This window comes from Legionella massiliensis, assembly GCF_000756815.1.
GTDB classification, from domain to species: Bacteria; Pseudomonadota; Gammaproteobacteria; order Legionellales; family Legionellaceae; genus Tatlockia; species Tatlockia massiliensis.
Map to the genome: position 1 here is coordinate 128,914 of NZ_CCVW01000005.1, position 13,079 is coordinate 141,992.

Genomic DNA, 13,079 nt, shown 5'->3' on the forward strand with positions numbered 1-13,079 from the left:
GATACAAATAAAATCATATTCCCTGGAATCTATTAATATTTAGTATCCAGAAAATTCTTCCATACGAATCGTGTCATCATCAATACCTGCTTCATTTAACATGTGATGCATTGCAGACACCATAGCCGCTGGACCAGATATGTAATAAATAGGCTTCGCTAAATCTTTAATGAATTTTGAGAGCATTTTTTTATTAATATAACCTGTTTCATTTTGCCACGCTTCCTTCGATTTACTTATATCAGTCATGGTAGGGATAAAATGATAATGGCTATTTTCTCTTTCAAGAGACTTTAGTTCATCCAAAAAAGCAGTATCCTCTGGTCGATGATTGGAGTAAAAAAGGAAAAGTTCATGTGGTAATTTATCTCTTGCAGCTTGGATTACAATACTTCTAACAGGCGTGATGCCAATACCTCCAGTGAGAAAGACAGCAGGAGTTTCTTTTTTATTATGAAGGGTAAACGAGCCATGAGGGGCATCGAGTTGAAGCTCACTACCTAAGGGAAGGTTTTTTAAAACGCGTTTAAAAGCAGTGTCTCGCATACGAGTTGTCACCATTAAATCCTTTGCTGAGGGAGGTTGAGTCAATGAGAACGCACGAGTGTTACCTTCTGCATCAGTTTCTTGAGGATTGATTAATGTAAACTCTCCAAATTGGCCTGCTTTAAAATTGAATCCATCCGGTTTTTCAAACATGAATGCCATAGTATTTTCGGCTATTTCTTGTTTACTGACTAATTTAATCGTGTAAACAGACATTATTTCTCCTTAAATACGTCGCTATATTCTTTTAACACTCTATATTAATAGTTTTTATTTATAGTGTAGTGCATTAGTTCATTTTATCGTCATATGGCTTAAGTAGCATTTTTGTAACGGTTAGCATGAAAAATGGTTTTATGAAATTTTTTATATCATAAATAAATAATAATTCATAAATGCAAAAAGAAACATGGATAAGATGAGATTAAAAGTTGTATGTCCGTTAGTTTTTAATTGGTCGCGTCTGATTATTAGTTTTATATAGGGTTTTTATGTACTATAAAAATTATATAGCTTTATTGGAGAACATTTATATTGTTTATGAATAACTCAATATGGATATAACAAAAAGCAACGATACTTGAATCTCTTAAAGAAAAATTCAATCGTTTGTTCAAAGACCTTTTGTAAGGAGTTGCTGTGGTCAATCAAATATGTAGTGCATCAAATAGCATTACTCTACGGGTTCGTATAAAAAACTCCCGAGGAGCTTTCGGTGCATTAACAGCTGCTATTGAAAAAGAAGGTGGGCAAATAGGAGCTATTGATACTGTGCGTGCCGAAACAGATGCTCAGATCCGCGATATTACCATTTATACATGTGGCCCTAATCATGCGGAAGCAATAGTTGATCTATTGCGTACGATACCTAATATAGATGTGATTAACGTGTCTGATCGTACTTTTTTGGCCCATCTTGGTGGGAAAATTGAGATTAAAGGTCGAATTCCATTAAAGACCCGGGATGATCTATCAATCGCTTATACCCCAGGTGTTGCGCGAATTTGTACTGCTATTTATAAAAATCCAGAAGACGTATATAACCTTACAATTAAAAGAAATATGGTTGCAATAGTCTCTGATGGAACTTCGGTCTTAGGTTTGGGAGACTTGGGACCATATGCTGCCATTCCTGTCATGGAAGGAAAAGCATTATTGTTTAAAGAATTTGCCAATGTCGATGCATTTCCTATTTGTTTGGATACTCAAAATGTAAATGAAATCGTTACAACCATTAAGCATATTGCTCCGATATTTGGTGGGATTAATTTGGAAGACATTTCGGCGCCTCGTTGTTTCGAAGTAGAGGAACGATTAAAAAAGGAATTGAATATTCCAGTATTTCATGATGATCAACATGGAACAGCAGTAGTGCTGTCAGCTGCAATGATTAATGCACTAAAAGTAGTTAAGAAAAAACCCGAAAATATTAAAGTGGTTATAGTAGGTATTGGTGCAGCCGGTACAGCATGTACCAAAATGTTACTCAATTTAGGTGTAAAAAATATTATTGGTTGTGATTGTTACGGCGTGCTTTATCATGGCAAAGCAGGATTGCAAAAAGCTCACCAATGGTATGCAAAACATACCAATCCTAATCTTGAAAAAGGGACCGTACATGATGTAATCAAAGGTGCCGATGTGTTTATTGGTGTTTCTAAGCCTGGAGTCATTACAGCAAAAGATGTAAAAAAAATGAATAAAGACGCTATAGTATTTGCAATGGCTAATCCAACACCAGAAATCATGCCAGAAGAAGCAAAAAAATACGCTGCCATTGTTGCAACAGGGCGTAGCGATTATCCAAATCAAATTAATAATGTACTTTGTTTCCCGGGTATTTTTAGGGGAGCGCTCGATTGTATGGCCACGGATATTAATGAAGAAATGAAGCTTGCTGCAGCTTATGCTATAGCAAACGCTATAGAAGAAAAATATCTAACTTACAATTATATTATTCCAAGTGTGTTTGATACCAACGTGGTAAAGTTAGTGGCGCAAGCGGTAAAAGAAGCTGCCATTAAAACGGGAGTGGCACGTAAATTAAAAATATAATTTTGTTTTTATCATCATTTAATTTTTGAGCGACAAAAAGGTGTCGTTCATACAATTTACAGAAAATTCAATTATGGCAAATAGTTCTTTCTAAAAAAGGTATTAAAGAGCGTTATGAAGTACCTCGATAAAGTTTTATGAATATAAGGACATTGTTTATGCCTAAGCTTTATACGATTGGACACTCGACACATACTCTGCAGGAATTTATTGAAATTTTGCATGCGCATCAAATTATGCATGTCGTTGATGTGCGCACAATTCCAAAATCGAGTCACGTGCCATGGTTTAATGAAAAAGAGCTCGAAAAATCGCTTCGAATGGAGAACATAAATTATACGCATTTATCAAAATTAGGTGGTTTACGTCGAACAGTTAAAAATTCTATTAATAAAGGATGGCGCAATGCAAGCTTTCGTGGCTTTGCGGATTACATGCAAACACCTGAATTTTTCGAAGGACTAAAAGAGTTAAATGGTTTAATAAGGAAAGGTCGTAAAGTAGCAATCATGTGTGCTGAAGCAGTACCATGGAGATGTCATCGATCCCTGATTGCAGATGCTGAAATAGTTCGTCATTATATTGTTTGGGAAATTATGAGTAAAACCTCTGTACGTCCCCATACATTGACCTCATTTGCAGTAGTTAATAGAAAGAAGCGACCCATTCAGATTTATTATCCAGGTTGAGTTTTCGTAACATAAGATATTACTTGGAAGGAATTTGGGTATTTAAATTACAAGGAATTGTATCATGAAATCAAAAAATTTTTATCGTTGATTATTTCCATTATTGCTTAAAAAATGTTTTAACAAAACGATGCTGTGGTAAACGACGCACAAGGGAACAAACATGAGTGACTTATTGGATACGGCAATGAAGCTTTTGTCAGAACGGTTCTATTCGGAGCATGAACTTGGCAAACAATTAGAAAAAATGTTTGCAGATAAACCCGATATTTATGCTTTAATTCAGAAAACCCTAAAGCGCCTCAATGAGCTCCATTTGATTAATGACCATCGTCTTGCAGAGGGCATTGCAACACGTTATGCCCACAAGGGAAATCGCTTTATTATGCAGGCTTTGCGACAAAGAGAAGTCCGTGACGAGGTGATTGAGGACGTATTAGCTCAACTTGGCGATGAATACTCAAGGGCTTTGTATGAAGCACGTCGAAAAAGTAGAGGGTTAAGTGGTGAGTATCCTGAAAAATCAAAAACACGAATTTATCGTTTTTTAAGTGGTCGGGGATTTGCCTACGAAACTATCCAGGCAGTTTGTAAACAGTTGAGTCAAGCGTGTCGCCATTTTTTGAGAAACCTTCCGGGACGTCCAAGTCCCCGAAAGGGACAAAAAAAGGCGACAAGTATGCCTCCGGCGGCCCTGGCCGTCCTGGTCCCCCTTGATTTTGATCCCCCTTCGGGGCTCAAAATCTGCGCTCCCCAATGACTGACGCCTTTTCGTATGGCCTTATATTTTTCCTTCGGAAAAACATCCGGCCCTAAGGCTTCCAGGGACTACTCGCCCGCGCCTTCGGCTCTCCATGGCTCGCAGCGTTAGATACCCTCGAAGTTGACCATTCATCTCAAGAAAGCTTGGCTCCTGAATTTAAAAAATACATTGTTAATTTTGTTGGAAATGGCATGTGTTATGAACAAATTATTGCGGACATGCAGGCCGATGCAGCTGAATTGGAATGTAATGTAGTTGGTTTTAATCTGCGCGGTGTGGGTAATAGTACTGGCCATCCCCAATCCAAACAAGATTTGGTTAACGATGGAATAGCGCAAATTCAGCGTTTATTGGATGCTGGTGTATCTGCTGAAAATATCACTTTGAAAGGACACTCCCTGGGCGGCGGTATATCTACTCTGGTTGCTGATCATTTTCATAAGCAAGGATACAAAGTTAATCTGTTTAACGGCCGCTCATTTTCCTCTCTTACTAACTTTGTAGTAGGCCAGATTCGCACCGGTAGTTCAGAGACAGGTCATGAAGAAACGTTCGGTGGAAAACTTTTGGGCTGGCTCGCCAAACCTTTCGTTTCTTTTGCTGTCCGCTTAGTTAAATGGGAAATGGATGCAGATGATGCGTTTAAAGCAATTCCAGCAGAATATAAGGAATATATGTTGGCACGAACCAGACGAGAAATGAGAACGGCAGAGGTATTGGATGATCCAGTTATTCCTCACTATGCGTCGCTCCACGCCGCACTCAAAACAGAGCGTCAAATACAAAAAGACAACCTTGATGACGTGATTGCAACAGCACCTAATGCAACCAGAGATGCCGCGAAAAAAGCCAGAGCCTCTTATCAAGATAGAAAAATGGAAAATGATAACCCTCGTGGACATGGTCATGTTACGCCAATGGATAATCTCCATAGCCGCTCAGGCAAAACCGCAACGACTTTTTTTAGAGAGTTTGTGGGCAGGGCACATAGCGAACATGGCAACAAGCCTGCTGTCGATAACCCCTCTTTAATTTAAAACTGGTTGGCTTGGTGTGTACGCCGCACCAATTTTCGGGGCATCGTCATTTTGATCTTGCCTCGAAATTCCGGATACCAACTATGCGTTAGTTTCATAGGTAATCTGGCCATACCATCGAACTATGAAATACTCTGAGAATTTCAATTTGCTCTGATTTAATGCGATAGGGAACAATAAAAGGAGTTCCGCTAATGATTAATTCGCGTGTGTCAAAAATTCGGCCTACTCTACCCATGGCAGGGTTATGAGAAAGTAGCCCTACAGCTTTGATGATTTTTATAACGACACCAACAGCTCCTTTCGGGTTATCTCGTGCAATATACTCTTCAATTTGCATTAAGTTTTTTTGTGCTCCTTTAGTCCATTTTATTCTCACTCTTCCTTATCCTCCCAGAGCTTAAGGATATCGTTATGATCGACTAATTGGCCGTTATCTGCTTCTGCCAGTCCTTTTTTAATTTCAGCAAGCTGCCATTCTTGGGTTTTAAGGTATTCATTTATAGCCTCGGCAGCTAAATAGGATTTGCTACGATGAGTAACCTCCGCCAATCTATCTAAACGAAATTTCATCTCTGATTCCAACCGAATAGTCATTGTCGTTGAGCTCATGTAATTTCTCTAATGTGTTTTGATGTACACATTATAGCACAATAAGACTTGATTCAAATATTTTTAAGCATTTCATGGTATTTGCTATTGGGATATATAACGTACCTTATCTACCCTAAACTAGGTATAATGAGAAAAATGCTCACGGAGAAGGCCTTGAATTTATTGGATGCGCAAAATGATAAAAATCGAAAGTTTGGGGTAGATAAGATTTTTCATCCCCTGGCTGTACATTTTGATACCAATTCCTTGTCAGCCTGGTTGTCATTTTATTTTCAGGTGCATGTCAAAGGAGCACCTCTAAAAACAGAACAGGCGAAACAAAAAGACCTGGCAAAATTCTTAAATTTCTATCAAAGCGAAGTAGGGCATGACCTGGTGGATAATTGGACACCAGCAGTCAGCAAGCAATTTCAACGATCATTGTGCAATACGGTTTCTGAGAAAACAGGGAAGGCTTATAAGGCAACATCCATTAATCGCACCATGGCAACGGTGCGACATGTTGGTCGTTGGCTGCATCAACAAAGACCATTAATTGCGGGAGACCCTTTATCAGGCGTTAAAGATTTACAAACAGATGCTCCGGAATGGAATGGACTAACATCTAAGCAACTCATGCGTTTAAAGGCTGCTTGTGAACAACGGGCAAAAATATGCACCCGTAAAAATCAAAATGCTTTGTTAGAAACAGCCGTGTTTTATGTGCTTTTATGTACTGGCTTGCGAGAGTCAGAGTTGGTTTCTTTAAATGTTAATCAGTACCATTCTAAAGGGCTGCATTCAGTGATTCGTCATAAAAGCAAAAGGGTGACTAATAAAATACCTCTGCCTCAAGAAGCAAGAGAGCATTTGGATAATTATTTAAATAGTCGGGAACTTGATCCTGATGAACCTTTATTCATCAATAAGGTAGGGAACCGCATCAACACCCGCAATATTTATCGGCTTTGCCAGAGAGTATTACGGCAAGTATCCGCATTGTTAAATGAAAATGAGCAGTTTGAGTTTACACCTCATAAATTGCGACATACTTTTTTGAAGAAGGTCACTGACAAGCATGGGGTACATTTTGCACAAGAGCTGAGTGGAAACGTTTCGATTAAGGAAATTTTCCGCTATGCCAAGCCAAGCGAAGAAGAAATGCAATCGACAATTGAAGAGCTATTTGAAAACTAATGTATACCCACGAATGACAATAAGACCAGCATGTTTCTCATAACAGTTCTATAATGAAATTGAGAGCATTTTCCTTAAGAAATATAATTCAAATTTGGAGGTTTTAATGTCTCAAAGAACTAGTTATAAAAGAATTATCATTTGCTCTACTCCCTTCAATTTACTTAAAGGCGGTTTCTCAACAAATGGACACATGGAAATTCATACAGTGAGGGGTGTTTCAGTCAAAAAATTTCCTGGTTTGCAAGCTAGGATTTTTGCTACAGAAGATGAAGCGGATGAGAATTTTACTCTTGAAGCAAGAAGAATAATCGACCAATTAATTCCATAACTGCGTATCCGGTTATTAGCTTCATACCCCATTGAAGAATTATTTAAAAATAATTTTATATTCAGTTATCTGAGAACTAAGGAGCCAGGAATGGAGGAGGGGTGTGAATACATTAAAGATATTAATAATTGCGTTCAGAATTGCTCGATTATTTGTAAGAAGGTAATTGATAATATCAATTATTATCGTGCGCTAAAGATATGCCATGGTGTAAACAGAGATTTGAAGGATATACGAGATGACTTATTAGATGCATTCCTAAGCCAAGGAATAATCGCTGCCTGTGATTTATTAATAGATCATGATTCACCGATTAATTACATTAAAATTCAAAATAAAATTTCTAATGAATGTATTGAAAAAATAAGAAAAAAACAAATCATGAAAAAAATGACAGATTGGAGCGATATGTATAAAAAAGGCGAGGAATATTCCATATTAACAGACAAGAATAAAGGGATTCGTTTTTTAAGAGATAAAGTGTTTGCTCATACTGATAATCAAGGCTTATTTCTTGATATCGCTGACGAAATTATTGATGGTTTAGCTAAAGTGATTAATCGTTTGTATGAATTATATAGAGAATTATTAAGTGGGCTAGCCGACGATGATGAGCGAGCGTTAATTGCAAGAGCACAGCCGAGCGTAAATAAAAATATGCAACAATCTATGGATAAAGCGACTTTGTTAACCGGTTTATTCATCGAAAATAAAAAGCAATGAGGGATCTTGATCCAACAGAGGAATTATAATGTCATTCACATGTAATATAGATAAAACTGATCGGATAAATCGTGCAATAATTGGTGTGATATTGTGTATTGCGGCACTGTTTGAAATGGGGAAATTTTACTATTTCACATTGGGGTTTGCATTGATCATAGAGGGTATCATTGGTTGGTGCTCTATCCCTTTTGCTCTCGGAAAAATCAAGCGATTGTTCAATATACGCCCTATTAAATAGCCAATGGCGGAGAATTCCTTTCCAAATAAATTATGAAGCAGTCTAAGAACGCTTAATTATAGGCTTCTTTTTTCTTTTTTATTGCCTATCTATGAAGTCTAATCTTTGTGATAAGTAACTATCAAAAAATGAAAAACCAATTCATATGATGGGGTTTTAAGTTATCTCGCAGCCATCTACAAGGGATATACTTTAGTGATAGTCTTCATAGCTGCCTGTAAACAGTCAAATTGAATTTATTAATAGAGTGAAAAACGAATGATAGATCACGTTTTGATATATGTAAGCGACCTAGTAGAAAGTAAGTGTTTTTATGAAAAAGCGTTTACTCCTTTCGGTATCAGCATTGCTTTTGGAGAAGAAGGGAAATTTTGGTCATTTGATATTGGCAATGGCGCGCTTTTTGAAATTGCTCAATATCAAAACAAGGATAAACTGACACCTTGCCACATTGCATTCCGCGCAAAAAATCAAGATCAAGTCAAAAAGTTTTATGAGGCTTCAATTGAAGCTGGTGGAAAATGTAATGGTGAACCTGGCTTAAGGCCACAATACACCAAAAACTATTACGCTGCTTTTATAATTGACCCAAGCGGACATAACATTGAGGCAGTTTTCGACTCTAAGGCCTAGAGGCTACCCGACAAATATAATAAAGGGGACTGGTATGCATGCAAATACAAAGGAAATTATCAGTGATCTCGTAGTTGCCACTAGAATTTTGGTAAACGAACAGGTTATCGATGGCTTTGGTCATGCTTCTGTTCGTGACCCATGCCGGTCTGACCGTTATTTTATGACACGCGATAACTTTAGTTGGACTGATGCAGAAGACTACATTATTGAGTTGGATTTAGACAGTAACCCTTGCGGGTCGAATAGATCGGGGCCCTCGTTAGAGCGCTTTATTCATGGCGAAATTTATCGAGCACGGCCTGATGTTAATGCCATTGTTTATACAAACTCTCCGGTTTTAATTCCTTTTGGTGTTAGCAAAACACCTTTGCGACCGCTATATCATATGTGTGGATTTTTAGCCGCAGGTGCTCCGATATTTGATATACAGCATAAACATGGGAAGACGAATATGCTGGTTCAGAGTAGTGAAATTGGACGTTCATTAGCTTCGTCGCTCGGCAAAAGTGCTGTGGTGCTGATGCGCGGCCACGGCGCCACGATTGTTGGAAGCTCGTTGAAGGAAGCCGTATTTCGAGCAGTCTATGCAACGATCAATGCTCGTTGCCAACCAATCGCTATGCAGCTTGGAGAGCCAAAATTCTTGGATCATGAAGAGGCCGTTAAGACTGATGAACTTCACCATGTTGTCTTGAGCCGCCCTTGGGACTACTGGAAAAGCAAGCTATAAATAGGAAATCTATGGGGCTCAGGGAGTAACGGAAACGTTAACGTCGATAAACTACTTCCTATTACTGAGGAGCAGCCCTCTAAAGGTCCTGGCTGGGTTTTACTATCCAAAACCCATATCAATATAAAAATCTTGCAATACTAGCAAAATGCTTAACTTTCAGATTCTATTCCAAAAAACGATGGGTTTGCGGACTCCGCTCACTTTTTTTCAAAATTAGAAAATAACCCCGAAAGCCAGTTCGAAAACTCTATACATTAATCAAAGTTCATTTTATTCTATTCTTTTAGTCTTTCTGAACAACAAGGAATAATAATGAGAGTAGGGTATGCCAGAGTTTCTACCCATGAACAAAATTTAGACTTGCAATTGGATGAATTGAAAAAGGCGGGGTGTGAGCAAATTTTTACTGATAAGATTAGTGGTTCTGTATCTGAACGACCTGGATTCTGACTTTTCTGCAATCTTGCAGAAAAGTCAGGTTGCTATTAGAGGCTTATTTGCCAAATTGATTAGCATTATGCGGGGGGGAAGCCGGTTGCAATTCCTCAATATAAACAGCCGTTAATTTTTTTGATTCAATTAGCCTTGTTAACGGCTTAGAAGCAAAAGGACGATAGAAATGTGCTGTCTGATTTTCGCTGGCGAGATTGGTTAATCTGATAAAATCTTCTTTCTCGAGCTTTATATCTAGGAAGCCCTGTTGTTGATATTTAGCCTGCAATTTTTCTAAGGCTATACGCACCTCATCTATATCAAAAGCCATTATATTACGCGCTTTTAGCCAAGGGGTTCTTTCTGCTGCCTGATTGACGTGAGCACTAGTATCGGCTAAAAGAGTCTGTAGTGCGGCGAGTTTCATTGTGGGAGCAACGCCCATGACGGTTGCATAATTCATCTTCCACTCGTAACTAACATCTGAGTGTACTGTAGTGTCATACCGCAAATTAGCTATGATTGTTTCGATAAATCCCTTGTGTTCAGCAACTTCTATATCTACTTTTTTCGATAAGAGCTTGGCAATACATTCTGCATAACCTTCACCAACTGCATCTAATCGACCGCCACCAAAACAAAGCTGTAAGCCATCCCGGGGGGGGGCAGATGCCTCTAGAGATTGACAATCTTCTGGAAGCTCTCGAACGTATCCCAACATCAAAAATTTACATTCGCCGTTTGGCATCTCTGTTGGCACGATCACGGTGACCCCAATTCCTGGTCTATAGACATCCAGTGCTCCCCCTTTCGCAGTTAAATTAAAAAAATCCTCTGCCTTTTGTTCAGGATTAAATGGATTAAATTTATCAAAATTTAAAGTTTTTACTAACACATCTAAACTAGCTGCCACAATAAGTTCTCCTCTATGTTGAATTTGCAAATTATTTTGTGCAAAAAAGACGTTTTGTTGCAAAATTAGCTAGCTACTTATTCGTCAACTGTTACTTTTCAGCAAGCCTACATTATATAATAAATACCCGCCCCTAATAATATAAAATTTAAATATACAGTATTTAAAAATAATAACTCTTAATGAGTTTGATGCTCGTGAATTACTTGATTTAAATTATGGTTTTCTTGGTAATGTAAAATTTTTGCTAGATGATAATGTGAAAGAGACTGAAGATGAATTACACCATGCAATTGTGAAAGTATACCGAATTTAAATTTATAGTTTATCAATATCTTCGGTAAGACTATACTATTCTAAAACTACTACAAAAGGTTAGTTAATTAACAAAAAGTATGTCATAAAAATTATCCCTTTTATTGACAGAAGGCAAAGGAAAAAAATTATTAATTAATTTAGTGGAGTCCTTCATTTTAGCTATACTAATAAAATTTTTAAGTTCTTTCTCCGAAACTCTTTTACTATCAACATAACTTAATAGTTGATAAAGTAAAAAAGGAAATGATTTGTTCTTAAAAGAACCTAAATCAATTGTTTTTTCAGATAACAAGCCATTAATATTTATATATCTGAAATCTAATTTCTTTGTGATCTTTCTGCTGAGACTTGTTTAGCATTTTGAGGCCATTGTCATAATAATATTGGCTGTAAAGATTCCAGGTTTCCAAATCAACTGAGGAGTTTCTGCATGCTGCAGAAACTCCTCAGTATTCTCTGCGAATATTCCTAAACAGGTCTACAAAGAAAAATATCATCCAAGCTTCAAAGCCATGTTGGCTTTACAAAAATATTATATGGCCATGCCCTTTCATCGCCAGGACTATTTTCAATCACTGCTTGGTTTTCCTATAGCAGCATGGTAATCCCCCCGAAAAATAAGTGATGTCAAAAGTAGAATTTTCTCATACGCTATATTGGAGGAGATTCTTCATGAAAAGATCAAAATTTACAGATAGCCAAATTCTGTCGATTCTAAAACAGGCTGAAGGTGGCACCCCTGTTTCAGAACTCTGCCGAGAACATGTTATTAGCGCTGCTACATTTTACAAATGGCGAGCTAAATTTGGAGGAATGGATACATCGATGATGTCGCGGCTAAAAGAGCTGGAAGCTGAAAATAGCCGGCTTAAAAAGATGTATGCAGAGGAACGATTAAAAGCAGAGATACTCAAAGAGGCCATTGAAAAAAAGTGGTAACACCGTCACGCCGACGAGAATTGGCGAGAAAGGCGGTGGCTAATAAGGATATTTCAATTCGCTTGTCGTGTGAGTTATTTGGTCTCAGTCAGACCTGTTATCGGTATCAGCCACAATTAGATGATGAAAATGTAATCATAGCGGATTGGTTGATGCGTTTAACCGAGAATCAACGTAATTGGGGTTTTGGCTTATGTTTTCTCTATTTGCGTAATGTGAAGGGGTTTGTTTGGAATCACAAACGCGTTTATCGAATCTATCGGGAATTAGAACTCAACATGCGGATAAAACCCAAAAAACGGTTAATAAGGGAAAAGCCAGAGGCATTGGCGGTACCAACTGCAATCAACGAATGCTGGTCGATGGACTTTATGCATGCTCAGTTAGAAGATGGTCGGAGTTATCGGTTATTTAATGTGCTCGATGATTTCAACCGCGAAGGTCTTGCTATCGAGGTTGATTTATCTTTGCCGGCAGAGCGGGTCATACGAGCTCTTAATCAAATCATTGAATGGCGTGGCAAACCCCGGCAAATACGTTGTGACAATGGCCCTGAATATATCTCTAAGTTGCTAGAACAATGGGCTGATAAAAATCAAATACGATTGGTCTTTATTCAACCAGGAAATCCACAGCAAAATGCTTATATTGAACGGTATAATCGCACTGTTCGGTATGATTGGTTAAGCCAATATTTATTCGAATCTATTGCTGAGGTGCAACTACATGCCACACAATGGTTATGGACATACAACAATGAACGTCCAAATACTGCTATTGGAGGCATTCCTCCAAGGCAAAAATTGGCACTAGTTGCCTAATCCTCTACTTTTAACTTCAGTTAAAAATGGGGGGATTACCGATGCTGCAATAGGAAAACCAATCAGTGATTGAAAATAGTCTTGGCGATGAAAGGGCATGGACATATAATA

The 13,079-nt window shown here is 38.0% G+C and carries 15 protein-coding genes and 1 pseudogene; 12 read left to right on the forward strand and 4 right to left on the reverse strand.

What is annotated here, in order from left to right:
* Positions 1-39: 39 nt before the first annotated feature.
* Positions 40-762, reverse strand: a complete 723-nt coding sequence (locus BN1094_RS18360; RefSeq protein WP_044012781.1) for an FAD-dependent oxidoreductase — start codon at positions 760-762, stop codon at positions 40-42.
* A 423-nt stretch (positions 763-1,185) separates the two neighbouring features.
* Between BN1094_RS18360 and BN1094_RS18365 the strand changes: the two genes are divergently transcribed.
* The 4 genes from BN1094_RS18365 (at position 1,186) to BN1094_RS18380 (ending at position 5,090) form a co-directional block, all read left to right on the forward strand.
* On the forward strand, positions 1,186-2,601 hold the full coding sequence (locus tag BN1094_RS18365) for an NAD-dependent malic enzyme (RefSeq protein WP_044012785.1): 1,416 nt from the start codon (positions 1,186-1,188) through the stop codon (positions 2,599-2,601).
* A gap of 158 nt (positions 2,602-2,759) precedes the next feature.
* Positions 2,760-3,290: a DUF488 domain-containing protein gene (locus BN1094_RS18370; RefSeq protein WP_044012789.1), complete on the forward strand. Its 531-nt coding sequence runs from the start codon at positions 2,760-2,762 to the stop codon at positions 3,288-3,290.
* Positions 3,291-3,453: 163 nt separating this feature from the next.
* Positions 3,454-4,050 (forward strand): regulatory protein RecX, encoded by a 597-nt coding sequence (locus BN1094_RS18375; protein WP_081935208.1) that lies wholly within the window; start codon positions 3,454-3,456, stop codon positions 4,048-4,050.
* A 194-nt stretch (positions 4,051-4,244) separates the two neighbouring features.
* Positions 4,245-5,090, forward strand: a complete 846-nt coding sequence (locus tag BN1094_RS18380) for an alpha/beta fold hydrolase (protein ID WP_052403389.1) — start codon at positions 4,245-4,247, stop codon at positions 5,088-5,090.
* 94 nt (positions 5,091-5,184) lie between these two features.
* Here BN1094_RS18380 and BN1094_RS18385 read toward each other — a convergent pair whose 3' ends face one another.
* A complete protein-coding gene (locus tag BN1094_RS18385; RefSeq protein ID WP_044012793.1) occupies positions 5,185-5,469 on the reverse strand; it encodes a type II toxin-antitoxin system RelE/ParE family toxin in 285 nt (94 codons plus the stop codon).
* Entirely contained in the window at positions 5,466-5,702 is a 237-nt protein-coding gene (locus BN1094_RS18390) for a CopG family ribbon-helix-helix protein (RefSeq protein ID WP_044012796.1), read from the reverse strand. The genes BN1094_RS18385 and BN1094_RS18390 overlap by 4 nt, the downstream gene beginning before the upstream one ends.
* 138 nt (positions 5,703-5,840) lie before the next feature.
* Here BN1094_RS18390 and BN1094_RS18395 point away from each other — a divergent pair, with 138 nt between their 5' ends.
* From BN1094_RS18395 to BN1094_RS18425, 7 genes and pseudogenes are all read left to right on the forward strand, one after another.
* Positions 5,841-6,881 (forward strand): tyrosine-type recombinase/integrase, encoded by a 1,041-nt coding sequence (locus tag BN1094_RS18395; RefSeq protein WP_245614419.1) that lies wholly within the window; start codon positions 5,841-5,843, stop codon positions 6,879-6,881.
* A 106-nt stretch (positions 6,882-6,987) separates the two neighbouring features.
* Positions 6,988-7,212 (forward strand): hypothetical protein, encoded by a 225-nt coding sequence (locus BN1094_RS18400; protein ID WP_044012802.1) that lies wholly within the window; start codon positions 6,988-6,990, stop codon positions 7,210-7,212.
* Positions 7,213-7,302: 90 nt separating this feature from the next.
* Positions 7,303-7,935 (forward strand): hypothetical protein, encoded by a 633-nt coding sequence (locus tag BN1094_RS18405; RefSeq protein ID WP_044012805.1) that lies wholly within the window; start codon positions 7,303-7,305, stop codon positions 7,933-7,935.
* Between the two features lie 28 nt (positions 7,936-7,963).
* The gene (locus BN1094_RS20325) at positions 7,964-8,176 is read left to right on the forward strand and encodes a YgaP family membrane protein (protein WP_044012808.1); all 213 of its coding nucleotides are present in this window, start codon (positions 7,964-7,966) and stop codon (positions 8,174-8,176) included.
* 258 nt (positions 8,177-8,434) lie between these two features.
* Positions 8,435-8,809 carry a VOC family protein gene (locus tag BN1094_RS18415; RefSeq protein WP_044012811.1) on the forward strand — a complete coding sequence of 125 codons (375 nt, stop codon included), beginning with the start codon at positions 8,435-8,437 and terminating at the stop codon, positions 8,807-8,809.
* A gap of 34 nt (positions 8,810-8,843) precedes the next feature.
* Positions 8,844-9,542, forward strand: a complete 699-nt coding sequence (locus BN1094_RS18420; protein ID WP_044012814.1) for a class II aldolase/adducin family protein — start codon at positions 8,844-8,846, stop codon at positions 9,540-9,542.
* A gap of 315 nt (positions 9,543-9,857) precedes the next feature.
* A pseudogene (locus tag BN1094_RS18425) lies at positions 9,858-9,989 on the forward strand (recombinase family protein); the annotation flags it as partial.
* 49 nt (positions 9,990-10,038) lie between these two features.
* Here BN1094_RS18425 and BN1094_RS18430 read toward each other — a convergent pair.
* Entirely contained in the window at positions 10,039-10,890 is an 852-nt protein-coding gene (locus BN1094_RS18430; protein ID WP_044012820.1) for a hypothetical protein, read from the reverse strand.
* 990 nt (positions 10,891-11,880) lie between these two features.
* Between BN1094_RS18430 and BN1094_RS18445 the strand changes: the two genes are divergently transcribed.
* Positions 11,881-12,968 (forward strand): IS3 family transposase gene (locus tag BN1094_RS18445; protein ID WP_099908999.1). Its coding sequence is split into 2 segments (ribosomal slippage): positions 11,881-12,142 and positions 12,142-12,968, totalling 1,089 coding nucleotides; the frame shifts between segments, so codons are not numbered across the junction.
* Positions 12,969-13,079: the final 111 nt, after the last annotated feature.

Bases quoted from the DNA above. Each gene is read 5' to 3' on its own strand.
- BN1094_RS18360 (WP_044012781.1), bottom strand. From the start codon at position 762: ATGTCTGTTTACACGATTAAATTAGTCAGTAAACAAGAAATAGCCGAA.
- BN1094_RS18370 (WP_044012789.1), top strand. From the start codon at position 2,760: ATGCCTAAGCTTTATACGATTGGACACTCGACACATACTCTGCAGGAA.
- BN1094_RS18375 (WP_081935208.1), top strand. From the start codon at position 3,454: ATGAGTGACTTATTGGATACGGCAATGAAGCTTTTGTCAGAACGGTTC.
- BN1094_RS18380 (WP_052403389.1), top strand. From the start codon at position 4,245: ATGTGTTATGAACAAATTATTGCGGACATGCAGGCCGATGCAGCTGAA.
- BN1094_RS18390 (WP_044012796.1), bottom strand. From the start codon at position 5,702: ATGAGCTCAACGACAATGACTATTCGGTTGGAATCAGAGATGAAATTT.
- BN1094_RS18395 (WP_245614419.1), top strand. From the start codon at position 5,841: ATGCTCACGGAGAAGGCCTTGAATTTATTGGATGCGCAAAATGATAAA.
- BN1094_RS18400 (WP_044012802.1), top strand. From the start codon at position 6,988: ATGTCTCAAAGAACTAGTTATAAAAGAATTATCATTTGCTCTACTCCC.
- BN1094_RS18405 (WP_044012805.1), top strand. From the start codon at position 7,303: ATGGAGGAGGGGTGTGAATACATTAAAGATATTAATAATTGCGTTCAG.
- BN1094_RS20325 (WP_044012808.1), top strand. From the start codon at position 7,964: ATGTCATTCACATGTAATATAGATAAAACTGATCGGATAAATCGTGCA.
- BN1094_RS18415 (WP_044012811.1), top strand. From the start codon at position 8,435: ATGATAGATCACGTTTTGATATATGTAAGCGACCTAGTAGAAAGTAAG.
- BN1094_RS18420 (WP_044012814.1), top strand. From the start codon at position 8,844: ATGCATGCAAATACAAAGGAAATTATCAGTGATCTCGTAGTTGCCACT.